Genomic DNA, 24,029 nt, shown 5'->3' on the forward strand with positions numbered 1-24,029 from the left:
CGACGCGCCCCACGGCGTCCTATTACTGGTGGCGGACCCCGAAGGGCCCGCCATCAGGTCCTACTTCCGTGCAGCGACCTTGCGTTTGGCGGGCGCGCGGCTGGCAGTCTTCTTCGGAGCCGGCCCCTTGGCCCGCTTGTCCGCCAACAGCTCGAGTGCCAGTTCGCGGGTCAGTTCCTCAATGGCCATTGACCGCGGAACGGTGATGTTCGTGACCCCGTCGGTGATGTACGGGCCGAACCGGCCGTCTTTGACCACTACCGGCTTCTCGGACACCGGATCATCGCCGAACTCGGCCAGCGGCGGCGCGGCCGTCCTCCCGCCGCGCTGCTTGGGCTGCGAGTAGATCTCCAGCGCCTGTTCCAGCGTGATGGTGAAAATCTCCTCCTCCGACCCGATGGATCGCGAATCGGTCCCCTTCTTCAGGTACGGACCGAACCGGCCGTTCTGCACGGTAATCTCCTTGCCCTCGGCGTCAACGCCAAGAACCCGCGGAAGATTCATGAGTTTCAGGGCGTCCTCGAGAGTCACCGTGTCCAGCGACATTGAAGCGAACAGGGACCCAGTGCGGGGTTTCTCTTTGGTCGGCTTTTTCGGCGGCTTCGGTTTCCCGTTCTTGTAATACTCGACCGGCTGCTTGGCGAGCTCCTCTTCGGTGACCTCCGGGATGAGCTCAATCACGTAGGGACCATACCGGCCGTCCCGTGCCGCGATGGAGCGCCCCGTGTCCGGATCCTCGCCGAGGATCCGTTCCTCAGTGCCGGAGGTGTTCATCAGCTCGATGGCCTTCTCGACAGTCAGCTCATCGGGGGCCAGGTCCTCAGGAACGTTGGCGCGCTGCGGTTCGGTTCCCTCTTCAGCATCAGCGGGGAGCGGCTTCTCCAGGTAGGGCCCGAACTTGCCGACGCGCAGTGTGATGCCTTCGGCGATCTCAATGGAGTTGATTTTGCGCGCGTCAATCTCGCCGAGGTCGTTCACGATGGTGTGGAGCCCGGTGACCTTGCGGTCCCCGTAATAGAAGTGGTTCAGCCAGTCGACCCGGCCAGCCTCACCGCGGGCGATGCGGTCCAGGTCCTCTTCCAGCTCCGCAGTGAAGTCGTAGTCGACGTAGTCGTGGAAGTGCTCTTCCAGAAGCCGGACCACCGAAAAAGCGATCCAGCTGGGGACCAGCGCCTGCCCGCGGGTCCGCACATACCCACGATCCATGATGGTGGAGATGGTTGCGGCGTAGGTTGAGGGCCGGCCAATACCCAGCTCCTCCAGGACTTTCACCAGCGAAGCTTCAGTGAAACGAGGCGGCGGTGAGGTTTCATGCCCGACGGCGTTGACCTCCTCCGCCCCCAACTTGTCACCCGCGGCGAGGTTGGGAAGCCTTGCTTCCTGCCCGCCATCGGCCGAGGCATCCTGCTCATTGCGCCCGGCATCCTTACCTTCCTCATAGGCAGCCATGAAGCCGCGGAAGGTGATGACGGTGCCGGAGGCCGAGAATTCAGCGTCACGCGTCTTTCCGTCCGGGCCGGCCGCGAGGGCTCCCAACCGGAGGGTCGCCGTCGAACCCTTTGCATCAGCCATCTGGGAAGCGACCGTGCGCTTCCAGATGAGTTCATACAGCCGGAATTCTTCGCCGCGAAGTTGTCCAGCGACCTGCGCTGGGGTGCGGAAGGAGTCACCGGCGGGGCGGATCGCTTCGTGGGCTTCCTGGGCGTTCTTGGACTTGCCCTTGTACACGCGGCGGGCGTCCGGGACATATTCAGCACCGTACAGTTCGGATGCCTGGCGGCGGGCAGCGTTGACGGCCTGGTCCGAGAGGGCTGGCGAGTCGGTTCGCATGTACGTGATGTAGCCGTTTTCGTACAGGCGCTGGGCAACCTGCATGGTGACCCGGGAGGAGAACCGCAGCTTGCGGGCTGCTTCCTGCTGCAGGGTCGAGGTGGTGAACGGCGCTGCCGGCCGGCGGGTGTAGGGCTTGGTGTCGACCGAGCGGACCGCAAACTCTGCGTCCTGCAGTTCGGCCGCCAACGATTCAGCGGTTTCGGCGTCGAGCCGCGCCACCGTCGATGACTTCAGCTCTCCGAGGTCGGTGAAATCCTTGCCTGTCGCCACCCGAGAACCGTCGAGGCTGACGAGTTTGGCCGCGAAGGACTGACGCTCGTCACCGCTCTGCGGTGAGAAGGTGCCGGTAAGGTCCCAGTAGGACGCTGCACGGAAGGCCATCCGTTCGCGCTCGCGTTCGACGACGAGCCGGGTGGCGACCGACTGTACCCGGCCGGCTGAGAGACCGCGAGCCACTTTGCGCCACAGTACTGGTGAGATTTCGTAGCCGTACAGCCGGTCCAGGATCCGCCGGGTCTCCTGGGCGTCGACCATCGGAATGTCGAGTTCGCGCATTTCCAGGAGCGCCCGCTGAATGGCTTCCTTGGTGATTTCGGGGAAGGTCAGCCGGTAGACCGGGACCTTGGGTTTGAGCACCTCAAGCAGGTGCCAGGCGATTGCCTCACCCTCGCGGTCACCGTCAGTTGCGAGGTAGAGGGCTTCGGCGCCCTTGAGCGCCGCCTTCAGCTCGGCGACTGTCTTCTTCTTGTTGGCCGAGACCACATAGTAGGGCTCGAAGTCATTGTCGAGGTCCACCGCGAACTTGCCGACACCGGTCTTTTTCAGCTCGGCGGGCAGGTCTGAGGGCTGGGGAAGATCCCGGATGTGCCCCATGGACGCCGTGACCTCGAAGCCCTCGCCGAGATAACCAGCAATGGTCTTGCTTTTTGCGGGTGACTCAACAATGACGAGCTTGCGGCCGGGCTTCTTGTCCGTTGCCTTAGTGGGCACTTCTCTCCTATATATAGGTCCGCTGAGCTGATGGCGTTTCAGCGGTCTTCGTAACGGGGCGGCTCAGGCTATGAGCCCCCATACCCTTCACAGTATGCGGCATGCCTTCCTGCAATAGGGTAACGGCTTCGGTGTACCGGTGGTCACAAAAGGGGGATAACTGTGCACAACCTCTCCTCGCCGGGGCTGCCCGGCACCCGGGCTGGCGGCCGGGATCGGTGGCCTTCCGGCGTTAGTTGGCTGCTGCCGGAATCAGGAATCCGTCCAGGACAAGCTCTCTCACGTCGGACAGCAGCGCGGCCCGGAAGGCGTCGTCGTCCTGGCCAAGGAGGGCGCTGAGAGCCATCACGATCTGACCGGCCGAGAGGTCACCGTCGCAGGCGGAAACGAAGCCCGCCAACTCGGTGCTCAGCAGGTTGGTGCGCCGGAAGCCAGCACCTTGCCGGAGCAGGATCACTCCGGGATGTTCGGCGCCCGGGCGCTGGTGGCGTTCCTCGGTGACGTCGTCGGCCACCAGCAAATGTTGCTCGGGTAGGTCACCGGCGTGCTCGACGGCCCAGTCGTACCTGCCCATGCCGGCGGCGAAGTGCGGGGCAATCGGTTGCTCCAGCGCGTGCGTGATTTCCTCGAACCGACGGAGCGGCACCTCCGGTGCTGAGGCAGCCTGGTGGATGGCGGGCTGGCCGGTGCGCGGCACTCCTTGCGTACGAAGCAGCACCGCGCCGAAGCCGACTGATTCAACGTTGCGGGACCGGAAGTCGTCGACGTAGGCCGCGTAGCGGTCAACGAACGCGTCCGGATCACGGGTTTCGGCGGCGTCCCGCAGCCAGGTCAGCGCGTAGCCCGACGGCGTCAGCTGTTCCCGCTGCAGAACCCAGCAGTCCACGCTGGCGGGAAGCCAGGACTCGATCCGATCGTGCCATCTCGCCCCGGAGGTAATTTCCCAGTTGCCCAACAGCTGGGCCGTGCCACCCGGGGTGAGGACGGAAGGTAGTTCCCTGAACAGTGTCGAGACAATATCGTCGCCGGGCAGCCCGCCATCACGGTAGGTGAACTGGCTATCAGCGGTTTCCCCCGGGCGACGGGGCGTGATGACGAACGGAGGGTTGGAAACTGCCAGGTCGAACGTTTCGCCGGTTACCGGATCGAGGAGGCTGCCTTGCCGGAGGGTGACCCGGTTTCCGAGGTCATCGGGGTCCAGCCCCAACGCTTCAGAATTCAGGAGCAGGTTGAAACGGGTAAACGCAAGCGCTCGAGCCGAAATATCGGTGGCAGTGACATGCCGAACATGGCCAAGGAGGTGGAAGGTCTGGATGCCGCACCCGGTGCCGAGATCCAGGGCACGGTCCACGACAGGCCGGACCGTCAGTTGGGCCAGGGTGCGAGAAGCCTGGCCGATACCGAGGACGTGATCGCGGCGGAGCACCCCGGGCCGCTGATGTTGGCCCAGGTCGCTGGCCACCCACAGATCGCCCCCGGCGTCGGAGGTGTAGGGGCGGAGGTCGACAACCGCCCGCCAGCCGTCCGCACCATCCCGTTCAGCCAGCCCCAGCTGGCCCAGCCCGACTGGTGTGGTTCGGGTAAAGGCTTCGCTGAGTTGGGCTTCGGGTACCGTTTCGCCGAGCAGCCACAGCAGCACCGCAGCAGTGGGTTCATCCCCGGCTGCGGTGTCCGCTTGCCGACAGACGAGGAGCGCGGGGATCAGCTGATCCTTCTCGAGCGACTCCCAGGCTTCGACTCCGATGAGCCCGGCGACGCCGTCGGGCGTGTAATTGAGTGACTGAAGGTCGGCGGTGAGGGCCGCCAGGAGCGCCTTGTCACTGCTGAGCGGTGCATCAGGGACATCGCTGGTGAACTCGGCATGCCTCACGCAGCACCCGCGGCGGTTGCCTCGGCCTCATCGGATTCGCAGCCCTGAGGGCAGCGCAGCGTCGATGGGGAAGCGGCGCAGTCCGCACAGTACAGGGTCAGATTGCGGCAGGCGAGGTTGGAACAGTTCTCGAACTTGTTCGTCGGTGTCTCACAGCGAACACACTTGCCGATGGTTTTTGCATCCTGTGAAAACTCGATGTGCATGCGCTTGTCGAAAACATACAGGGACCCCTCCCAGAGGCCCGAGTCACCGTACTCCTCCCCGTACCGCACGATTCCGCCATCCAACTGGTACACCTCGGTGAAGCCGCGATTGATCATCAGGCTGGACAGAACTTCGCAGCGGATCCCCCCAGTGCAGTAGGTGACCACCGGTTTGTCTTTCAGGTCGTCATACCGACCAGAGTCGAGTTCATTGACGAAGTCCTGGGTGGTCGCGACATTCGGGACGATCGCGTTTTTGAACCGGCCGATCTGCGCCTCCAGCGCGTTGCGACCGTCGAAAAAGACCACTTCCTCACCACTGGCCTTTTTGGCATCCACCAGGCGGTGCAGTTCCGCGGGTTTCAGGTGCGTGCCGCCACCCAGAACGCCGTCCTCGTTGACTTTGAGCTCCGCGGGGGCGCCGAAAGACACGATTTCGTCTCGTACCTTGACGCTGAGCCGGGGAAAGTCAGCTGCCCCGCCCTCGGACCACTTTATGTCCATCTTTTTGAAGGCCGGATACTCGCGGGTTGCCTTCACATACTGCTTCATGGCGTTCAATTCGCCGCCGACGGTTCCATTGATCCCGTCTTTCGATAGCAGGATTCGGCCCCGGAGCCCGAGCTTCTCGCAGAGTGCCCGCTGCCAGAGTCGGACGGCCTCCGGATCGGGTAGCGGGGTGAAAGCGTAATACAGCACAATGCGGTTCATGGACACGCAGTCAAGCATAACGGTCCGCCCTCGGTGAGGTCTCGAATCGACTACGGCTTCGGTGTCCTATGTTCAATACCAGCCACAAAGCCTAAGGTCATTTCATGAGTGCACATCTCTCCGAAAAATTGCTGAAGACGTGGATCTCCGGTTGGTCCTCCTGCCGGAGCTATCAGCCGCACGACGACGGCCGCACGGTGTCCGTATCCCTCACGGATCACGGCAATCAGCAGGAGCACTTCTTGTATGAACCCACCGACGAATTGGCACTCTCGCTCGCAGCTGAAACCAGAGCCGACCCGAATCGTCTCCTCACCGTGGTGACCACCCGGATGGACGAACTACTCGGCCTACTCAGCCCGTTGGGCCTGAGGGTGATTGACAACCATCAGGCACTGATGACCGTGAACATGGACGGTCAGGACGTCGAGGACCCTCGCCCGCCTGATGAGGTGTTCTCCATTACCCACCTTCGTGAGCCAACCTGTCGCCGGGTCATCGTGACCGCCGACGGTGAGGAGGCGGCCCGCGGATCAGTCGCAGTGGAACAGGGCTTCGCCGTCTATGACCGCATCCTGACGAGTGAACAGTTCCGTCGTCGCGGGCTCGGCAGCTACGTGATGCGTGCGCTTACCTCGGCGGTGCTGGAAGACGATGTGGAACACGGGCTGCTCATGGCGTCGGCTGACGGCCAGCAGTTGTATCAGTACCTGGGCTGGCAGCATCTCGCCGACGTCTTCGTGGTTCGCGCCTAACCTACCTTTTCTGGTTTTCCGCACCCGCCGGAGTGACACAATGGCAAGGTGGCCCTTCATGACTCCCTGATTCCCCTACTTGGTGGGGGCGCCGAACCGGAGCAGCTGGTTCACGTTCGGGAGATTCCCGCCCGGCAGGCCGTCACCGAGCCGTGGCCGGACTGGGCCCACCCCGATATTGTCGCTGCCTATGCGTCGTTGGGCGTGTCTACCCCCTGGCGGCATCAGGTGATCGCAGCAAACGCTGCGCATAGCGGTCGGCACACCATTGTGGCCACCGGCACGGCATCCGGGAAATCGCTTGCCTACCAGCTGCCGGTGCTCGACGAGATTCACCGGACCGCGTTAGGGGACCGGACCTCGCTGGAGCCCACCGGTTCGGTGGCTCTCTATCTCGCACCAACCAAGGCACTCGCCGCAGATCAGTTGGCGGCAGTGAAGGCCATGAACATTCCGACGGTCCGGGCGGAAACGTACGACGGCGACACCGATCCGACAGCCCGCCGGTGGATCCGAGACCACGCAAACCTGGTGCTGGCGAACCCAGACATGCTGCATTACGGGATCCTGCCCAACCATTCCTGGTGGGCCAGGTTTTTTCGTCGGCTGAAGTATGTGATCGTCGATGAAGCCCACAGCTACCGTGGGGTTTTCGGCTCCCACGTGGCGAATCTGCTGCGTCGTCTGCGGCGCGTCTGTGAGTACTACGGCGTCTCCCCCGTTTTCATTGGCGCTTCCGCCACGTCGGCCGATCCTGGTGCCTCCTTCGGGAAACTGATTGGCAGTGAGGCGACGCCGGTAGTGGAGGACAGTTCCCCACATGGGTCAACGACCGTAGCATTTTGGGAACCAGAACTCACTGATCTGCGGGGAGAGAACGGTGCCCCCAAACGCCGGACCGTCATCGCTGAGACGTCTGACCTGTTGACCAATTTGGTCTCCGCACAGGTCCGGACGATCGCATTCATCAAGTCGCGGCGGGGAGCGGAGAGCATCGCCGCGATGTCAAAGCGGCTGCTCCATGAGGTTCATCCCAGCCTGCCCGGCAGGGTTGCTGCGTACCGGTCGGGTTACCTTCCCGAGGAGCGCAGGGAACTGGAGTCAGCGCTGCGCAGCGGGCAGCTGCTCGGTATTGCCAGCACGCCCGCGCTTGAACTTGGTATCGATATCTCCGGGCTGGACGCCGTTCTGGTAGCAGGGTGGCCCGGCACCCGGGCCTCGCTCCTGCAGCAGATCGGCAGGGCCGGACGGTCGGGGCAGGACGCGCTCGCAGCCTTCATCGCGAGCGATGACCCACTCGACACGTATCTGGTGCATCATCCGGAGGCAGTGTTCGACGTCGGGGTGGAAGCTACCGTTTTTGACCCCACCAATCCCTATGTGCTCGGCCCACACCTTTGCGCAGCCGCCGCCGAGTTGCCGCTGACATCGGCTGATCTCGCGCTCTTCGGTTCCGGGGTTGAGGACCTGCTCGCGAAATTGGTCAGCCAGGGGTTCCTCCGCCAGCGGCCCGCCGGATGGTTTTGGACGCACCCGCAAAGCGCTGCCGGGATGGTCAGCCTGCGCGCCGACGGTGGCGGCCCGATCAGCATTGTCGAGACCGGGACCGGGACCATGCTCGGCACCATGGATTCGCCGCAGAGCCACTATCAGGCGCATGCCGGTGCGATCTATGTGCATCAAGGGCAGACCTACGTGGTCGACGAGCTCAACGAACAGGATCATTGCGCCATGGTGACCCGGTCCAACCCGGATTACTACACCCAGGCCAGGGATATCACCGAGATTGAAGTGATCAGCACCAGCCGGACACAGGACTGGGGCGGGTTACAGATCCGGTTCGGCGAGGTAATGGTGACCACGCAGGTGGTGTCGTTTCAACGGAAGGCCTTCGTCTCCAACGAAATCCTTGGTGAAGAGCCGCTCGAACTCGGGGCCCGGGATCTTCACACGAAGGGTGTCTGGTTCGAGTTCGACCAGAAGCTACTGGAAGGCAGCGGCCTGACCGCGGCCGATCTGCCGGGCGCCCTCCACGCCGCGGAACATGCCGCCATCGGTCTGCTACCCCTCGTGGCGTCCAGCGACAGATGGGATATTGGTGGAGTTTCAACCGCACTGCACGCCGACACGATGCTCCCTACCATCTTCGTTTATGACGGCCATCCCGGCGGGGCGGGGTTTGCCGAGCGGGGCTACGAAGCCGTCCGGATCTGGGTCAAGGCGACCCTCGACGCCATTGATGCGTGCGAGTGCGACACGGGCTGCCCCTCGTGCGTGCAGTCGCCCAAGTGCGGCAACCGCAACAACCCGCTGAGTAAGTCCGGCGCCGCAACACTATTGGCATTGATCCTGGCGCAGGACCCCAACCCGTCGCACCGCTAGGACCGCTGGCCAGGTGCGGCGACCGGCGCTTCCCTGTCCTTGTCCAGGTTCCTGTTTCCGTTCCGGATTCGGATTCGGATGCGGATTCGGATCTAGGGCGGCGGTCCGGCGCGTGCCCGACCCATTGCATCCGGCAGCAACGGGTACCCGGCAATCACCACCTTCACCGTGAACGAAGTGCGCACCTCCACGATGGTGCCCCCGGGACCCTCCCGGGCACAGGCCTGCACGGAGGCGCCATGGGCCGCAGCGGTTTCCATCGCGACAGTGCAGGGATCTCCCGCGGTCAATCCACGCGACGCGTCGGCGGCGGCCAGGGCCGCGAGATCAGCGGCGGTAGCTGCCCGTGCCGCTGCCGTACCGACCTGGGCCAACAAGATTACTGCCGTAATCAGGGTGAGAACCACCAGCGCGAACCCACAGATCAGTGCGGTCCCGGCCCCTGTTTCAGCGCCGGTTTGAGCGCCAGTTTCAGCGTGGGGACTCCTGGCGACGGTTTCAGCGTGCGCCCCGGCGCCGGTTTCAGCGTGGGGGCTCCTGGCGACGCACAGACTCCTCATGTCCTACCTGCCGTCGCTACGGGGCCTACCGGGCCTATCCGCGGCGCGTCTGGTCCGATCGGGGCCTCGGGTTGTAGGTGATAACGCCCGGCTGTCCCGGTCTGAGTGGGTGCGGACTCCTCGCTCTGCAGCTCGGAGCGCGCCGTTGCTGACGCTGACAGCTCCCACCCCAACTGGTCCAGCAACGGGACGGCCAGACGTGAGCTGACTGTCACCGTTGACCAGCCACCGTCGCTCACTAGATCAAGTTGCACATTCCCACCTGCAAGGCGCCGCACCGTCGTTTGCACCTGACCCGTTGACTCGCCGCGCACGACCTCCCGGGCACCTGCGCGGGCCGCCTCCTCCAACCGCAGCTGCGTCAGTCCCGCGGTTGCGGCACCCAGGAGGAGCGCGAGGAGCAAAACCAGCGACGGCAGCGCAATCGCGACTTCTGCCGTCACCGCACCGCGCTGCCGTATCACCACCGGCCTGATCCCTGGCATCAGCCAGCTACCCGAAACTCAGGGCCGAGCTGATGAGGGACATCAGCATTCCCCTGACCTCCCCACTCGACAGGACCGCCACGAGGAGGGCAGCAAATCCCACCGCGGCGAGCGTGGCAATCGCGTACTCGGCGGTGGCCATCCCGGCCTCCGAATTGGCTAGGCGGTGCCACCGGTCGGCAACCCGACGTCTCCATTGCGAACCTGACCCTCTTACTGACGACATATCTCTCTCCTTAGTATTCGTATGCTGCAGCACCGGCGAACTGCGCCGTCCTCTCCGACTGTGGGTATCTGGGAGGTTGTTGGTGGGCGCCAGGACGCCCTCTTCACACTCTGCCCGGCAGTGCCCGGCCGTTGGGCGCCGCAACCGGGTTATGTGGACAAGTCTCAGTAGATCGGTATTCACTGGCGTCACCACTCCGGAACCAGGGCGAAGACCACCGGAAGCACCCCGAAGCAGATGAACGCCGGGAGATAACAAAGACCCAGAGGCACCACGAGCCGGACGCCGAGCGTGGCCGCTCGTTGCTCTGCTTCGCTATTTCTGCGGCGCCGGAGCTGCGATGCATGGGTGTGGACAATTCCGGCTGACGAGGCACCGGTGAGTGCAGCGAACCGCAAAGCGCTGCTGAGCACCACGAGGATTTCCCCCGTCCGGACATCTGAGCGGGCGACGGCTGAGTTCCACGCCACGTCCCAATCAGCGCCTAGTGACAGGGCACTCGCCACGGCTCGCAGGCCACGTGCCAACGACGGTGGACAGGAGCCAGCGAGTGATGTGAGAGCAACTCCGATTGGCGCCCCGGCGGTCAGAATTGCGGCGAGAAGATCAATCATCAATGCGGTGTCGAGGACGTCTGCGTCCTGATTCTTCGCGTGCGGCGCACCGCCGCGGCGCCACCGCCACGGCGGTGCACCTGTCCGGTGCCCGGGAACCTCCCTGTCACCCCACCTCACACCAACCAGCCCCTGGGACGCTGTCAGCAGGAGGAAAGCCGCGCCCGTCAGGCTAAAGACCAGCAGCCCGGTCACCTCAGCCGTCCCGGGCCGCAGCGGCAACAAGCCGATTGGACCAGACTCGTCCGCCCACCATCAGAAGGCTCCCTGTACACAGCAACACCAGCCCGGGAAGCGACCCGAACAGGATAGCGAGGGGTTGAGCGCCGGTCAGGTAGCCCAGCCCAAGTCCGAAGATCGGGAGCCAGCCGAGGAGACGCGCGGTGGCGGCTGGCCCGGCCAGCGCCGTTGCCCGTGACGCAGCGGCGCTGAGTGATTGCTCCAACTGGGCGGCATACCGGCCCAGGACTTCGACCAGTGGCGCGCCGCTTCGCTCGGATACTTCCAGGCATACCGCCAGGTCCCGCCACATGCCTGAACAGTCCGCTGGTGGGGTCCTGACTCGGCTAAGGCGCCAGCGTTCGCGTCCGTGCGGATCAGCTGCTGCGCGCCGGAGGACCTCCGGGATCCCAGCCCCGATTGCTGCTGCCTGCTGGGCGGCGCGAACAACTGGCAGCGCAACCTGTTCGAACCCAGGACCGGAACCCGGGATCCGTTCCCTGCCGGCCGCCGAATACACCACGGTCATGTCCTGCCATAGCTGGTGCGGCGCCCTTCCCGCCTGCAGCAGCGCTGTCAGCTGGTACACGAACAGGGGCAGCTCCGACGGGGCTACTTGGGCGGGTCGGGTCAGGTTGCGCGTCGCTGCGATCCGGTTCCCGACCCCGGTTGGCTCCCCAGCGTTGTTCTGGCCCTCCCTCCGGACCTCCGTTACGGCGAGGATGAGAAAGGCCACAAGCATCAACCCGCCGACGGCGAATCCCGTCATGACTGTGGTCCAATCCTGAGCAGATCCTGCAACCGCGCCCAGCCCGGCGCCGCCTCACATCCACCGCCGCACCGGACAAGGGCGGGGCGAACTCTTAGCGCGCCGGCGTCGTCAAGTTCCACCAGGCCGATCACCGCAACCTGCCGTCCCCCCGGGCTGCGTACCAGGTGCACCACGACGTCCAGCGCACTGGCGGCTTGCAGGGTGATTGCTTCACGGTTCAGGCCGGCCAGGGATCCCAGGGCCATCAACCGTGCGGGGACGGTTTCAGCTGAGTTGGAGTGGATCGTGCCGCCGGCACCGGAGTGACCAGTGTTCATCGCCGCGAGGAGTTCCCGGACTTCCGCGCCACGGCACTCCCCGACGATCAGCCGGTCGGGACGCATCCGCATCGCTTGTCGGACCAGTTCCGCCAGGTCGATTGCACCGGAGCTCTCCGCATTATTGTGGCGGCATTGCAAAGATACTGCGTGGGGATGACGCGGGTTCAACTCAGCCGCATCCTCAACCGTCACCAGGCGCTCAGAGGAAGCGCTCAGGGCCAGCAGCGTCGACAGGAGCGTGGTCTTGCCGGTGCCAGTTGCACCGCTGACCAGGAAGTTCAGCCGCCGCACCACTACCGCGTGCAACACCTCGGCCATCAGCGGATCAAGGGTTCCCGACTGGATCAGCTCGTCCATGGTGAACTCACGATGGCGTTGAACGCGGATAGACAGCAGGGTGCCCCGGTTGGACACCGGTGGCAGGACAGCATGGACGCGAAATGCAGCCAGGCGGACGTCGACGCACGGGTTGCCGTCGTCGAGACGTCTACCAGCGGCTGAAATGAGCCGGGTTGCCAAGGTACGCACTTCAGCATCGGTACGGAAACGGAGGGAGGTTCGCCGCAGTCCGGCGCCCCCGTCGACCCACACCTCATCGGGCCCGTTGACCAGGATGTCTGTCACGGAGAGGTCCTCGAGAAGGTGTTGCAGCGGCCCCAACCCCTGCAGCTCCGCCTGCACCTGGTCAACGGTCCGGAGCATTCCGGTGGCCCCCAGCAGCTTGCCCGTCGATTGGACGGCGGCAGCCAGACGAGCCCCGGTGAGCGGTAGCTGGTCGGCAAGGACCGCCTGGCGCACTTCGCTCACCATCGCCGCGGCTGCACCACGGTTCCCATCATCACGGCCCGCGCTGTCAGGGCCCGCGCTGTCTCGGCGCGTATTGTCACGGTGCGTATTGTCACGGTGTCGGCTGCGTGTCAGATCGCTCACGGCCTGGCTCCCCTCGCATGGAAAGGCACCGTGGCCAACGCCTGCGCGGTGAGGGCCTGCACCCGGCGGTGCTTGCCAATTGTTAGGAGTCGTCCCTGCCGTTCAGCCGTGGGGACGCCGCGTAGCTGCGGAAGATGCCCAATTAGGGGCCCACCCGCCAGCTCGGCCACCCGGTGCGGATCCAGGCCCTGAGCGAATGGGCCGCGGGCCACGAGACCGACGGGGAGAAACTGGGTTTGTTGCACGATCGAATGAGCCACAGCGAGGGGGCGACGGCGCCCCGGGACGAGCAGCACCAGTTCGTCGCAGAAGGGAAGCAGCGGTCCGCCCCAGGGCCACCCGGACGGAAGGTCAGCGATCGTCAGGTCAAAACCGCTTCGAACCGCGTCCAGCACTGACTTAACAGCTGAAGAGCCGAGTATCCCTGCCTCAATCGCCGGCGAACCTCCCATGGCCAGGACTGATACACCCCTGACCACGGGGAGCGCATCCACTAGTTGATCTGGGTTGAGCGTGCCGCTGACCTCACCGAGATCTTCCCACCGGATACCGGAGAGCGATTCAGATACGGCGAGATCCAGTCCCCCGCCCGCACAATCACCGTCGAGGAGCAGACACGACCGACCGGACCGGGCCGCGGCGAGTGCGAGCCAGCAGCTCAGCGAACTGGCTCCGACTCCGCCCGTGCAGCCCATCACGCCGAGGACGTGACCGCGCGGGCCGCTTGCCCGAAGGCCAGCGAAGCGTTCCACCAGCCAGCCGGCAGCAGCGGGTAGCAGGGCAACCTGGGAGGCGTTGAGGCGGGTTGCTGTCTGCCACACTGCACCGTCTTCCCCAGATAGGCCCACCAGGATCAGCTCACCGTCAGTTGCTGATCCTGTTTCGGCGCTGTCGCTGCCCACGAGCAGCACGGCGGGGTGCAGTTGGCGGGCTTCGGGGAGCGTGGTCGTCACAGTCAGCTCCAGCCCTGCCGCGGCCGCGACCCTCGCGGTTTCATCCCGGATGCGTTGCGAGCTGGTCACCAACGCTACGCCTGCCCGCCCGGAAGCCGGGAGCCAGGGACGTCCTTCTGTCATGGGTCAAGCGTGGGGCCCCGGAGCTGATGCCCGGGCAGTCTAGCGGGCGTATGTGGACAGGCGTCCGACAATTGCTCCTGTGGAGGACGGGTGCCTCCACAGGAGCGGTTTGCGGGGTGTCGAGCCCGACCAGGATTGTCTGTGGGGCGGGAGACAATAGAGCCATGTATGTTGTCGTGTCCTCACCGCCCGCTCCAGGCAGCCCTGCCTGGCCGGCTGGGGGGTCGACAGACGACGCCGTCGCCGTGCTGCAGCCCGCGGATGCGTCGGGATCGGCCACTGGTGCGGCCGTCGTCGTCGGGCACGACGAACTTGCCGCGGCCGTCCGCCACTTTGAGGCGCAGAAGGTGCGCTGGGTGTGGGATGCCACCCGCAACTGGTACCCGCAGCTCCTGCACCAAAAGATCAGCGTCGAGCGGTGCCATGACCTGAGCCTGTGCCGGGACATCCTGCGGCACTCTCGCTTCGCAGCTGACCTGCCCTACATCACCAAGCTGCAGGACAGCGCCGACGCACAGGATCAGGCCCCCGCGCGGCAACTTCCCCCGGTTGCCGCATCGATAGGGCAGTTCAGCCTCTTCGAGACCCCCTCCGCCCCCGGCGGACCCGGGCCGGACGAGGTTCTCACCGAGTTCCGCGACCAGCAGCAGGCTGTTGCGGAAGGGCGGTTTCCCCAACGGCTGTCGCTGCTGCTAGCGGCTGAATCGGCTGGCGCCCTCCTGGCCGCCGAGATGGAGAACGCAGGAATACCGTGGCGTCGTGATCTCCATGAGGAGCTGCTGGAATCGCAGCTGGGTCCCCGCCCCCGTGAAGGCGTGCGGCCTGCTGAGCTGGAGCGGATAGCCGGTGAGCTACGGGTGCACCTGAACAACCCCGGTTTTAACCCTGACTCACCGCAGGAGCTGCTGCGAGCGCTCCACCGGGCAGGCATCGAGGTAACCAGCACGCGGTCCTGGGAGCTGGAACAGCACAAGCACCCGGGGATTGAACCCCTGCTGCGCTACAAGAAGCTCTCCCGGTTGCTGACCGCCAATGGGTGGACCTGGTTGGATGCCTGGGTGCAGGGCGGCCGCTTCAGACCCGAGTATGTGGTGGGTGGAGTGGTATCGGGGCGGTGGGCCTCGAGGGGTGGCGGCGCCCTCCAGATTCCTCGACAGATCCGTGACGCGGTGCGACCCGATCCGGGCTATCGGTTTGTGGTGGCTGACGCAGCGCAGCTGGAACCCCGGGTGCTGGCAGCGCTCGGCCGTGATTCGGCGCTGGCAACTGCGGCCCGGGGGAAAGACCTGTATCAGGGGATTGCCGAGCAGGGCTTTGGCGACCGGGCCAAGGCCAAACTTGCGATGTTGGGCGCGATGTACGGCGCCACTACCGGCGAATCTGGCCGGTTGATGCCCCAACTGGCCCGCACCTATCCGCAGGCTATCGGGGTCGTGGAGAGTGCTGCCCGCACGGGCGAGGCCGGTGGTGTGGTGAGCAGCTACCTGGGACGCGGTTGCCCCCCGGCAACTGACGCGTGGCTGGCGTCGCAGCAAAGCTCCACCGCTGATGAGCAGCGTCGTGCGGAAGGTCTTGCCCGATCGCGTGGCCGGTTCACCCGCAACTTTGTGGTCCAGTCGACCGCCGCCGAATGGGCGCTCTGCTGGCTCGCGGAACTGCGGCGTCAATTGCGCGCGAAGGCAGTTCCAGCCCCCGTTGACCTACTGGTGTTCTTTCTGCACGACGAGGTGATGCTGCATGTCCCCGAATCCCAGGTCGACGAGGTCTGCCGGGTGGTCACCGACGCGGCACAGTCGGCGACCCGGCTGATGTTCGGGGACATACCCATCGACTTTGCGGTCAATGTGGTGGTGGTGGATTCCTACGCGGACGCCAAATAGGGTGCCTTGGTCGGTCAGAGCGGTGGTGGGATCTGATCTGATTTGTCCCACGGCAGGGTCCACCCCAGGTCATCAAACAAGGCGTCCAGAAGTAGCGCAGTGAATCCCCACACCGTGACGTCCCTGACCAGGAAAGCCGGGGTGGTCCAGGTGACGCCGTTGCGGTGCCCAATCACGGAACGTCGGCCCGCCGGGTTGAGCAGGTCCGCCACGGGTACCCGGAAGACGTGTTCGGACTCCGCCTCGTCGACCACCGTGACCGGTGACTGGTCGGCCCACCAGGCGAGCACTGGTGTGACCAGGAAGTTACTGACCGGAAGCCCAGACTCGGGGAGCGGTCCCAGCACCTCGATCCCGGCGGTGTCGACGCCGGTTTCCTCCCACGCCTCCCGAAGCGCCGCCGCCACCGGGCCGTCGTCGCCGTCGTCGATCCGGCCCCCTGGGAACGCCACCTGACCTGGATGGTCCGTCAGCGACCCTGAACGTAGCACCAGCAGGACGTCCAGGTCATCGGGCACGGCGCCCGCATGGAACTCAGCTGGCCGGTCATCGAGGATACCGAAGAGGATCAGGACCGCTGCGTGGCGCGCCTCTGCCGGGTCGATGCCGCGCAGCGTCCCCGGCTGCGACACCGACCGCTTCGCCAGATCCAGCAACTGTTGACGGGCACTCATGCTCCGAGGCTGTATCCGGCGGCCTGCAGTTCGCGCCGTGTGGCGCCCCCGCGCATCAGCTGCAGCAACTCTTCCCGCCCCGGCGCCAACTCGTACTTCAGCAGCTTCGCGGCTTTGACCGGGTCCACCTCGCCGTCACCATAGGCGGGGCAGAGGGCGGCCAGGGGGCATGCGCCGCAGGCTGGTTTGCGTGCATGGCAGACCCGGCGACCGTGGAACACCACATGATGGGAGAGCATGGTCCAGTCCGGCGGGTCGAACAAGCGGGCGACGTCGGCCTCCACCTTGACCGCGTCGTCGGACTCGGTCCAACGGAAGCGCCGCGCGAGCCGGCCGAAGTGGGTGTCGACAGTGATCCCGGGGATGCCAAACGCATTACCGAGCACCACGTTGGCGGTTTTACGACCCACTCCGGGGAGGGTGACAAGGTCTTCCAGGCGTGGTGGGACCACCCCATCGAACTCATCGACGAGGCGGTTGGACAAGGCCAGCAGGCTCTTCGACTTGGCGCGGAAAAATCCGGTGGGCCGGATCAGATCCTGCAGGTCCATTTCGTCGGCTTCAGCAAGACGGCGGGCGTCTGGGTACCTGGCGAACAGGGCCGGGGTGGTGAGGTTGACCCGGACATCGGTGGTCTGGGCCGACAGGACTGTCGCTACGAGAAGCTCAAAGGGATTGGTGAAGTCGAGTTCAGCAACGGCGTAGGGGTATTCCTCGGCCAGCCTGCGATGAATCCTGCGGGCCCGCCGCTTGATGGCGAGCGGCGACGGATCATGGGAACCCGCGGAGACCGTACCGACCACTGTCGGTGCCTAGCCGTCGCTCGGTGCGCGCTCGATGTTGGTGAGATCCCGCATGACACCGATCCGGCCCGTGCGCTTGTCCTGCACCAGAAATTCCTCGCCACGGTCCTCGATGCCCACCTCCCAGTCACCTGGAAGCAGGACGAAGAGTTCGACACCCGAGGCCTCGTCGACCACCGGGCGGGGTGAACCGACGGCGAACCAGAAGGCTTCCACCACCGGGGCGTCGTCGTCCGCGTCCTTGGTCGCTGAGATAGAGTCCTGGGACTCGCTGGGCTGGCGTTCCACGACCGGCTGCGCAGTTGTCGCGGCGGCGGTTGCAGCAGTTGTTGCGGAGGATGTTTCGGGGGTAGCGGCTTTCCGGGTTGCAGTTGCCTGCTGGCCGGTATCCACCGGAGCCTGATCCGCGGTCGGTGAGCTGACACCAGCGTCGGAGTTGCCGTCGGGCGACTGGGCGGAGTCGGGCGACGGTGCCGCGTCAGGGGACTGAGCCGGGTCAGGGGACTGTGCAGAGTCTGGCGACTGTGCCGAGTCGGGGGACGTGCCATACGGGGCGAAATCCTCATCAGCGAACCGCGGGTAGCCGGATGAATCGGCGTCAGCCAGTTCCTTGTCCTGGACCCCCGCTGCTGCCCCCACCCCGCTGTTCAGATGCGCCTCGGGCCTGCTCGGGCCCTGGTCGCCCGAAGAGGACTTCGCTGCGGCGCCGAATCCGAACTTGCCGGCAATGCCTGGGCTCTTCTTCTGCGCGGCAGGTTGCGATGTGGTCCCGGCGTGACCTGCGCCGAAGCCCGCTGCTGCTGCGCTGGCACCTGCCGCCGCCGTCGAGCCTGGCTGGGGAGTGAACTCGGTAACCTGCTCGGCCGCAACTGGCTCGGAGGCTTTGGGCTTTTTCGGTGCGGCTGGCAGGATGCTACGGGCCATCAGGTGGGCGTTTGAGCTGGGACGGCCTGCAAAATCTCGGGCGAACATCGGCAGATGCGGGCCTCCGACGGTGGCGGCCAGCATGCCAATCCCGCCGATGAGGCAGATGAGCGGCCCAATGTGGAAGGAGGTGACCGTCTGCAGGAAGAAGAAGGTCGTCGCAAGCGCGGCCACCACCGACGCGAACTGGTCGACCGAAAGCGAACCGATCCGCAGGTCGGTCCCGAGCCGCCGGGCGGCAATCAAGCCCGCAGTTGCTACCGGGAGGATGATACCGATTCCGAGGAAGAAGAGGGAGGACGCGTTCCACAGGTTGCCGAACCAGTCATTGGCCTCGAAGAAGGGAAGCAGCGAGCCGATGAAGATCAGCAACACCGAACCGCCGATCACCGCCTCGCGGAGAGTGAATGGGCCCAGAACCGCCTCGCTGGCGCGGTGTGAACTGTCGCTGCTGCTGCCAGCGAACCGATCGGTGTGCGGATGTGTCATTTCGGGATTCCATTCGTCGCAGCGGCCGGGCGGGCCGCAGTGGCCAGCCTTGCTTCCTGTCACCAGAGTAGTCAACCCGCCCCTCCTCCACTAGCCATCCGGGTCCACTCGCGCCCTTCTCACCGCCGCTCACCGCAGAAATTCGACCATTCACATTTGCGGATGTGAGCGCGCCCACACAAAGTCGGTGCGCGCGGTTAGTCTGGTCAGCAGTATCGCGGTGCTGCGTGCCGGTTTCGAACCGGGTGGCTCGCCGCCTAACGCTATCCGGCACGATGAAGGGTTGAACATGACTGAGAACACCCAGACCACGCAAGGCGACGCATTTGAGAATCTGCTTCTGGAGGAGCGTAGCTTTCCTCCCACCGAGGAGTTCGCGGCGAATGCCGTAGCTCAGCCCTCCCTCTATGAGGAAGGCAAGGCCGGGCCGGAGTTCTGGGCCGCTCAGGCACGCGACCTGCTCACCTGGGACGAAGATTTCACCCAGGCTCTCGACTTCTCCGACGCTCCCTTCGCGAAATGGTTTGTCGGAGGCCGGGTGAACGCCGCCTACAACGCGCTTGACCGCCACGTTGAGGCCGGCCGAGGGGATCGTGTAGCCATCCATTTTGAAGGCGAGCCCGGCGACACCCGCTCCTACACCTATGCGGAACTCACGGAAGAGGTCAAGAAAGCATCAAACGCGTTCCTCTCGCTCGGAGTCGAGAAGGGTGACCGGGTGGCGGTATACCTGCCGATGATCCCCGAGGCAGTCATCACCATGCTCGCCTGTGCCCGGATTGGTGCTGTGCACTCGGTGGTCTTCGGCGGCTTCTCCGCCGAGGCTCTGCGCAACCGGATCGATGACGCTGAAGCCAAGCTCGTCGTCACGGCGGACGGCACCTACCGTCGCGGCAAGCCCAGCGCGTTGAAGCCAGCCGTCGACGGCGCCCTGGAACGCGAGGGGCACACCGTCACTAACGTCGTGGTGGTTAAGCGCAACGGCGAGCCGGTGGAGTGGACCGAAGGTCGGGACGTCTGGTGGAGTGACGCCGTCGGCGGTGCATCAGCCGATCACACCGCCGTCGGACACGACTCGGAGCACCCGCTGTTCATCCTGTACACCTCGGGCACCACCGGGAAGCCTAAGGGCATCCTCCACACCACCGGCGGGTATCTGACACAGACGGCCTTCACCCACAAGAACACGTTCGACCTGCGCCCGGAGACCGACGTGTTCTGGTGCACGGCCGACGTCGGCTGGGTCACCGGGCACAGCTACGTCGCCTATGCGCCGCTCGTCAACGGCGCCACCCAGCTCATGTACGAGGGCACCCCCGACACCCCGCATCAGGGCCGGTGGTGGGAACTGGTGGAAAAGTACAAGGTGTCCATCCTGTACACGGCTCCGACGGCGATCCGGACGTTCATGAAATGGGGCCGCGACATCCCCAAGAAATACGACCTCACCTCGATCCGCGTGCTGGGCTCCGTGGGTGAGCCCATCAACCCTGAGGCGTGGATGTGGTACCGGGAAATGATCGGTGGGGGCAGTGCACCGATCGTGGATACCTGGTGGCAGACCGAAACCGGTGCGCACATGATCGCCCCGATGCCGGGCGTCACGCACGCCAAGCCGGGCTCCGCGCAGGTGGCAGTGCCGGGGATCTCGGTGGATGTCGTGGATGAGATGGGCGAATCGGTGCCCAACGGTTCGGGCGGGTATCTGGTGGTCCGCGAACCGTGGCCGTCCATGCTCCGCGGCATCTGGGGCGACCCGCAGCGGTTCAAGGACACCTACTGGTCCCGCTTCGACAACATGTACTTTGCTGGGGACGGCGCCAAGCGCGATAAGGACGGCGACATCTGGCTGCTGGGCCGCGTGGACGACGTGATGAACATCTCCGGTCACCGGCTGTCGACCACCGAGATCGAGTCGGCGCTGGTCAGCCACCCGTCGGTGGCTGAGGCCGCCGTCGTCGGTGCCTCCGATGAGACGACAGGCGAGGCAGTGGTCGCGTTTGTGATCCTGCGTGGCTCGGCCGTCGACGACGACGACATCGTCACCACCCTGCGCAACCACGTGGGCAAGGAGATCGGGCCGATCGCCAAGCCGCGCAACATCCTGGTGGTGCCCGAGCTCCCGAAGACCCGCTCCGGCAAGATCATGCGCCGCCTACTCAAGGACGTTGCCGAGGGCCGGGAAGTCGGCGACTCGTCAACCCTGTCCGACCCGACGATCATGGCTCAGATCGCTCAGTCCCTGAGGAAGTAACTCCCCGCCTGGGTCCCGGAGGAACCATCCCGGGTCCCAGGCGGCCCCGGGATGGCTCCTCCGGGCGGTGTGATGTGCATCCCGGGGGGTTGTGATCTTGCCCGGCAGGGGTGGCGCCTCGGCCTGCGGCACGAGGACAATTTCGAAACGTGTCTACTACCACTGCCCCCGCGACCGCTGGCCCGTCCCCGGCCGCCAACCGCAAGATGGCCCGTAAGTCCGCGGCCGCCTCGTTTGTAGGCACCACCCTCGAGTCCTACGACTTTTACGTCTTCGGAACCGCTGCTGCGTTGGTCTTCAACCAGGTGTTCTTCGCCGCCCAGGATCCCCTCGCGGGCACCCTCTCGGCTTTCCTGATCTTCGCGATGGGCTTCGTCGCCCGCCCCCTGGGTGCCATCCTGTTTGGTCATCTCGGCGACCGGATCGGCCGCAAAAAGACCCTCATCTGGACCATCGTGCTGATGGGCCTGGCCACCGGGTCCGTCGGCCTGCTCCCGGACTACAGCGTGATCGGCGTCTGGGCGCCCATCCTGCTGACCGTGCTCCGTCTTCTCCAGGGGTTGTCCCTCGGTGGCGAGTGGGGCGGGTCCATCCTGATCGCCACCGAGCACGCCGAACCGCGTAAACGCGCGCTGTACGCCTCGATTCCCCAGCTCGGTTCCCCCGTCGGCACCATGCTCATCTCCCTGGTGTTCCTGATCCTCGCTGTCGTGGCGCCCGACGTCATGACCACCTGGGGATGGCGTATCCCCTTCCTGCTCGCGTTCCCGTTCCTGGGCATCGCCCTGTACCTGCGGCTCGCCATTGACGAGACGCCGGTGTTCAAAGAGACCGTGCAGACACAGTCGCGCGCCAGCATTCCGTTCTTCGAAGTCATCCGGCGGCAGCCTGCGGCAATCGCCGTCGCGGCCGCAGCGGCAGTGCTCGGTATCGGTTCCTACTTCCTCATGGTTTCCTACACTCAGGCCTACGGCACCCAACGGCTGGGACTCAGCCAGGAGACCGTGCTCAACGCGGCCCTGATCGGATCGCTCCTGCAACTGCTGACCATTCCCGCGTTCGGCTATCTGGCCATGAAGATCGGCTCGGCCAAGGTGGTCGCCGGCGGGGCTATCGGCACCGCCCTCATCGCTTTCCCGCTGTATTGGGTGATCAGCATCGCCGATGCGCCCACCTATGTGGCCGCCATCCTGTTGGGCGGCATCCTGCCGACCGCCAGCTGGGCCGCGCTTGGCGGATTGATGGCTGACATTTTCGAGCCCCGCACCGGGTTCACCGCTCTGTCCTTCGCCTATAGCCTGGCGGCGATTGTCGCCGGATTCGCTCCTTCCATTACCCAGGTCCTCGGTACAGCTACCGACGGCGCCTGGTGGCACCCCGGAATTGTTCTTGCGGTGATGAGCCTGGTGACCGTTGCTGGGGCGCTGGCCGCCGTCCGCCTCCGCCTCCGCCGGACAGCCAACCTCACCCGGCCAGCCGACGTCGCACCGATGTCAGCCTGAGCACCGCCACACATCGAGGTTCCTCTTGTGAGGGGCTTTTACCGCGCGCCAGCTTGTTGACGAATCGTTGAGTTGTCAATACGTTGGAACCATGGATGATGAACGAGGCACCGGCGTTCCCTCGGCTGTAACCAGGCCTGCCACCAGAAAACGCCATGTTTCCAGTGGGCCGGAGGCAGTGGTCCTCGCCGTGTGGGCGGTGTTCGGCGGGCTGTTTATGGCCATGTTTTTTCACACCGGCGCCGACCTGGTGAACGGGACAAGTGCCGTTGTGGTCTATGGCGGTTTGGTCCTGCTGGCCATTCTGTTTGTTTTCGTCCGCTCCCGGACCCGTACCGTTCGGCCCAGACATTTCACCTTGATCGAAGGACTCTCGGCCCTCTGGTTGGGAGTAGGCGGCGGAATCACCTATCAGGTTCTGAGCCCGGTCGGCTCCGAAACCGGCGGAGTACCCCTGAGTACGGCGGTCCTCGCGTCGATCGTGCTGGCACTTCCCCTACTTGGTTGCTCACTATGGTTGGCGGTACGCGGCAGGTGAGCCTTGGAGATGCCATGAACCGCCTCGACGAGGTCGTTCACTCACCGGTGAGATTCGCGATCATGGCAGCACTAGCCTCCGTGGACAACGCGACCTACCAGGCCCTGAAAGACGAACTCGGGACCAGCTACGCGCTGCTGTCCAAACACGCCACGATCCTCGAAGACAAGGGCTACCTGGAAATCAACAAGTCCTTCCTCGGCAAAAAACCCCACACCGTCTTCCGACTCACCAAAGCCGGCCGAAAAGCCTACCGCGATCACACCACCGCCCTAAAAGACCTACAACGCGGCCTCCGCTAACTGAGCAGCCTAGGGATTTCGGACAGTGGGACCTCTCAAACTGAGGTTTCTACTGAAAGTGAGATCTGCAGTATGTCTGCATCGCGTCGCCGGTTTAGCCAGAAGTTCAAGGACGAGCTGGCCCGGGAAGTTATCGATACATCCAAGCCCGTGGTGGATGTCAGCTAGTCCCAGACCAGCCGCTGCAAGACTCACAGCTGCTTTTTGGTGCGCCCGGGTGTGGGGCATAGTTAAGCCATGCCGAAGACCAACACGCTCCTGATCATCAACGGACCGAATCTCAACCTCCTGGGCACCCGCGAACCGGCCACCTACGGCACAGGAACCCTCGCCGACGTCGAGGCTCTCGCCGCAGACGCCGCGGGGCGTCACGGTTGGGCCGTCACGTGCCTGCAGTCCAACCATGAAGGCGAACTGGTCGACGCCATCCAGGCTGCGGCAGGGGCAGCCGACGGTATCGTCATCAACGCCGGCGCCTACACCCACACCTCCGTCGCCCTCCGCGACGCAATTGCCGCCGTCGGCCTTCCCACGGTAGAGGTGCATATCAGCAACGTGCACCGGCGGGAAGAATTCCGGCACCAGTCCTACCTGTCGGCTGTTGCGGAAGCCGTGATCGTGGGCGCCGGAATCAGTGGCTACCGGTACGCCGTCGATTTCCTGATCGAAAAACTCTCCTCCGGATCCGTGGGTTACGCCCCCTCATGAGGGACG

At 64.9% G+C, this 24,029-nt stretch carries 21 protein-coding genes; 8 read left to right on the forward strand and 13 right to left on the reverse strand.

Features of this window, described 5'->3' with window-relative positions:
- Positions 1 to 60: 60 nt before the first annotated feature.
- The 3 genes from topA to trhO form a co-directional block, all read right to left on the reverse strand.
- On the reverse strand, positions 61 to 2,823 hold the full coding sequence (gene topA / locus ACX80T_RS05685; protein ID WP_019483173.1) for a type I DNA topoisomerase: 2,763 nt from the start codon (positions 2,821 to 2,823) through the stop codon (positions 61 to 63).
- A 232-nt stretch (positions 2,824 to 3,055) separates the two neighbouring features.
- Positions 3,056 to 4,693, reverse strand: a complete 1,638-nt coding sequence (locus ACX80T_RS05690) for a DUF7059 domain-containing protein (RefSeq protein ID WP_459303938.1) — start codon at positions 4,691 to 4,693, stop codon at positions 3,056 to 3,058.
- On the reverse strand, positions 4,690 to 5,616 hold the full coding sequence (trhO, locus tag ACX80T_RS05695) for an oxygen-dependent tRNA uridine(34) hydroxylase TrhO (protein WP_024475524.1): 927 nt from the start codon (positions 5,614 to 5,616) through the stop codon (positions 4,690 to 4,692). The genes ACX80T_RS05690 and trhO overlap by 4 nt, the downstream gene beginning before the upstream one ends.
- 98 nt (positions 5,617 to 5,714) lie before the next feature.
- On the opposite strand from trhO, the gene ACX80T_RS05700 reads away from it, so the two are divergent.
- Together ACX80T_RS05700 and ACX80T_RS05705 are read left to right on the forward strand one after the other, a co-directional pair.
- The gene (locus ACX80T_RS05700) at positions 5,715 to 6,365 is read left to right on the forward strand and encodes a GNAT family N-acetyltransferase (RefSeq protein WP_024475523.1); all 651 of its coding nucleotides are present in this window, start codon (positions 5,715 to 5,717) and stop codon (positions 6,363 to 6,365) included.
- 48 nt (positions 6,366 to 6,413) lie between these two features.
- Complete coding sequence (locus ACX80T_RS05705; RefSeq protein WP_116778730.1) at positions 6,414 to 8,747, forward strand: DEAD/DEAH box helicase; 2,334 nt, start codon at positions 6,414 to 6,416, stop codon at positions 8,745 to 8,747.
- A 92-nt stretch (positions 8,748 to 8,839) separates the two neighbouring features.
- Here the strand turns inward: ACX80T_RS05705 and ACX80T_RS05710 are convergent, their stop codons facing one another.
- From ACX80T_RS05710 to ssd, 7 genes are all read right to left on the reverse strand, one after another.
- Positions 8,840 to 9,307: an Rv3654c family TadE-like protein gene (locus ACX80T_RS05710; RefSeq protein WP_019483168.1), complete on the reverse strand. Its 468-nt coding sequence runs from the start codon at positions 9,305 to 9,307 to the stop codon at positions 8,840 to 8,842.
- Positions 9,304 to 9,774: a TadE family type IV pilus minor pilin gene (locus ACX80T_RS05715; RefSeq protein ID WP_019483167.1), complete on the reverse strand. Its 471-nt coding sequence runs from the start codon at positions 9,772 to 9,774 to the stop codon at positions 9,304 to 9,306. Before ACX80T_RS05715 ends, ACX80T_RS05710 begins: the two co-directional genes overlap by 4 nt.
- Before the next feature lie 25 nt (positions 9,775 to 9,799).
- Positions 9,800 to 10,018: a DUF4244 domain-containing protein gene (locus tag ACX80T_RS05720; RefSeq protein WP_083850916.1), complete on the reverse strand. Its 219-nt coding sequence runs from the start codon at positions 10,016 to 10,018 to the stop codon at positions 9,800 to 9,802.
- Positions 10,019 to 10,206: 188 nt separating this feature from the next.
- The gene (locus ACX80T_RS05725; RefSeq protein WP_237742060.1) at positions 10,207 to 10,854 is read right to left on the reverse strand and encodes a type II secretion system F family protein; all 648 of its coding nucleotides are present in this window, start codon (positions 10,852 to 10,854) and stop codon (positions 10,207 to 10,209) included.
- Entirely contained in the window at positions 10,829 to 11,620 is a 792-nt protein-coding gene (locus ACX80T_RS05730; RefSeq protein WP_024475521.1) for a type II secretion system F family protein, read from the reverse strand. The genes ACX80T_RS05725 and ACX80T_RS05730 overlap by 26 nt, the downstream gene beginning before the upstream one ends.
- On the reverse strand, positions 11,617 to 12,873 hold the full coding sequence (locus ACX80T_RS05735; protein ID WP_443110893.1) for a TadA family conjugal transfer-associated ATPase: 1,257 nt from the start codon (positions 12,871 to 12,873) through the stop codon (positions 11,617 to 11,619). Before ACX80T_RS05735 ends, ACX80T_RS05730 begins: the two co-directional genes overlap by 4 nt.
- Positions 12,870 to 13,949 (reverse strand): septum site-determining protein Ssd, encoded by a 1,080-nt coding sequence (ssd, locus tag ACX80T_RS05740; RefSeq protein ID WP_459303939.1) that lies wholly within the window; start codon positions 13,947 to 13,949, stop codon positions 12,870 to 12,872. The genes ACX80T_RS05735 and ssd overlap by 4 nt, the downstream gene beginning before the upstream one ends.
- 164 nt (positions 13,950 to 14,113) lie before the next feature.
- Here ssd and ACX80T_RS05745 point away from each other — a divergent pair, with 164 nt between their 5' ends.
- Complete coding sequence (locus ACX80T_RS05745) at positions 14,114 to 15,829, forward strand: bifunctional 3'-5' exonuclease/DNA polymerase (protein WP_024475518.1); 1,716 nt, start codon at positions 14,114 to 14,116, stop codon at positions 15,827 to 15,829.
- Positions 15,830 to 15,843: 14 nt separating this feature from the next.
- Here the strand turns inward: ACX80T_RS05745 and ACX80T_RS05750 are convergent, their stop codons facing one another.
- Genes ACX80T_RS05750 through ACX80T_RS05760 form a run of 3 tightly spaced genes read right to left on the reverse strand, consistent with a single transcriptional unit; the run spans position 15,844 to position 18,719 of the window.
- The gene (locus tag ACX80T_RS05750) at positions 15,844 to 16,503 is read right to left on the reverse strand and encodes an NUDIX hydrolase (protein ID WP_019483160.1); all 660 of its coding nucleotides are present in this window, start codon (positions 16,501 to 16,503) and stop codon (positions 15,844 to 15,846) included.
- The gene (nth, locus tag ACX80T_RS05755) at positions 16,500 to 17,306 is read right to left on the reverse strand and encodes an endonuclease III (protein ID WP_024475517.1); all 807 of its coding nucleotides are present in this window, start codon (positions 17,304 to 17,306) and stop codon (positions 16,500 to 16,502) included. Before nth ends, ACX80T_RS05750 begins: the two co-directional genes overlap by 4 nt.
- A gap of 9 nt (positions 17,307 to 17,315) precedes the next feature.
- A complete protein-coding gene (locus ACX80T_RS05760; protein WP_024475516.1) occupies positions 17,316 to 18,719 on the reverse strand; it encodes a hypothetical protein in 1,404 nt (467 codons plus the stop codon).
- A gap of 289 nt (positions 18,720 to 19,008) precedes the next feature.
- Between ACX80T_RS05760 and acs the strand changes: the two genes are divergently transcribed.
- The 5 genes from acs to aroQ all read left to right on the forward strand — a co-directional run bounded on the left by acs (position 19,009) and on the right by aroQ (position 24,023).
- Positions 19,009 to 20,973 carry an acetate--CoA ligase gene (gene acs / locus ACX80T_RS05765; RefSeq protein WP_019483158.1) on the forward strand — a complete coding sequence of 655 codons (1,965 nt, stop codon included), beginning with the start codon at positions 19,009 to 19,011 and terminating at the stop codon, positions 20,971 to 20,973.
- A gap of 149 nt (positions 20,974 to 21,122) precedes the next feature.
- Positions 21,123 to 22,475 carry an MFS transporter gene (locus tag ACX80T_RS05770; RefSeq protein ID WP_024477242.1) on the forward strand — a complete coding sequence of 451 codons (1,353 nt, stop codon included), beginning with the start codon at positions 21,123 to 21,125 and terminating at the stop codon, positions 22,473 to 22,475.
- 91 nt (positions 22,476 to 22,566) lie between these two features.
- On the forward strand, positions 22,567 to 23,013 hold the full coding sequence (locus ACX80T_RS05775) for a hypothetical protein (RefSeq protein WP_156911344.1): 447 nt from the start codon (positions 22,567 to 22,569) through the stop codon (positions 23,011 to 23,013).
- 14 nt (positions 23,014 to 23,027) lie between these two features.
- On the forward strand, positions 23,028 to 23,315 hold the full coding sequence (locus tag ACX80T_RS05780; protein ID WP_202805328.1) for a winged helix-turn-helix domain-containing protein: 288 nt from the start codon (positions 23,028 to 23,030) through the stop codon (positions 23,313 to 23,315).
- Positions 23,316 to 23,552: 237 nt separating this feature from the next.
- Positions 23,553 to 24,023 carry a type II 3-dehydroquinate dehydratase gene (gene aroQ / locus ACX80T_RS05785; protein WP_024477239.1) on the forward strand — a complete coding sequence of 157 codons (471 nt, stop codon included), beginning with the start codon at positions 23,553 to 23,555 and terminating at the stop codon, positions 24,021 to 24,023.
- Positions 24,024 to 24,029: the final 6 nt, after the last annotated feature.

Source organism: Arthrobacter sp. Sr33 (genome assembly GCF_054511195.1).

Bases quoted from the DNA above. Each gene is read 5' to 3' on its own strand.
- ssd (WP_459303939.1), bottom strand. From the start codon at position 13,949: ATGACAGAAGGACGTCCCTGGCTCCCGGCTTCCGGGCGGGCAGGCGTA.
- ACX80T_RS05720 (WP_083850916.1), bottom strand. From the start codon at position 10,018: ATGTCGTCAGTAAGAGGGTCAGGTTCGCAATGGAGACGTCGGGTTGCC.
- ACX80T_RS05780 (WP_202805328.1), top strand. From the start codon at position 23,028: ATGAACCGCCTCGACGAGGTCGTTCACTCACCGGTGAGATTCGCGATC.
- ACX80T_RS05745 (WP_024475518.1), top strand. From the start codon at position 14,114: ATGTATGTTGTCGTGTCCTCACCGCCCGCTCCAGGCAGCCCTGCCTGG.
- aroQ (WP_024477239.1), top strand. From the start codon at position 23,553: ATGCCGAAGACCAACACGCTCCTGATCATCAACGGACCGAATCTCAAC.
- ACX80T_RS05710 (WP_019483168.1), bottom strand. From the start codon at position 9,307: ATGAGGAGTCTGTGCGTCGCCAGGAGCCCCCACGCTGAAACCGGCGCC.
- acs (WP_019483158.1), top strand. From the start codon at position 19,009: ATGACTGAGAACACCCAGACCACGCAAGGCGACGCATTTGAGAATCTG.
- ACX80T_RS05700 (WP_024475523.1), top strand. From the start codon at position 5,715: ATGAGTGCACATCTCTCCGAAAAATTGCTGAAGACGTGGATCTCCGGT.
- ACX80T_RS05775 (WP_156911344.1), top strand. From the start codon at position 22,567: ATGGATGATGAACGAGGCACCGGCGTTCCCTCGGCTGTAACCAGGCCT.
- ACX80T_RS05750 (WP_019483160.1), bottom strand. From the start codon at position 16,503: ATGAGTGCCCGTCAACAGTTGCTGGATCTGGCGAAGCGGTCGGTGTCG.
- ACX80T_RS05760 (WP_024475516.1), bottom strand. From the start codon at position 18,719: ATGACACATCCGCACACCGATCGGTTCGCTGGCAGCAGCAGCGACAGT.
- ACX80T_RS05730 (WP_024475521.1), bottom strand. From the start codon at position 11,620: ATGACGGGATTCGCCGTCGGCGGGTTGATGCTTGTGGCCTTTCTCATC.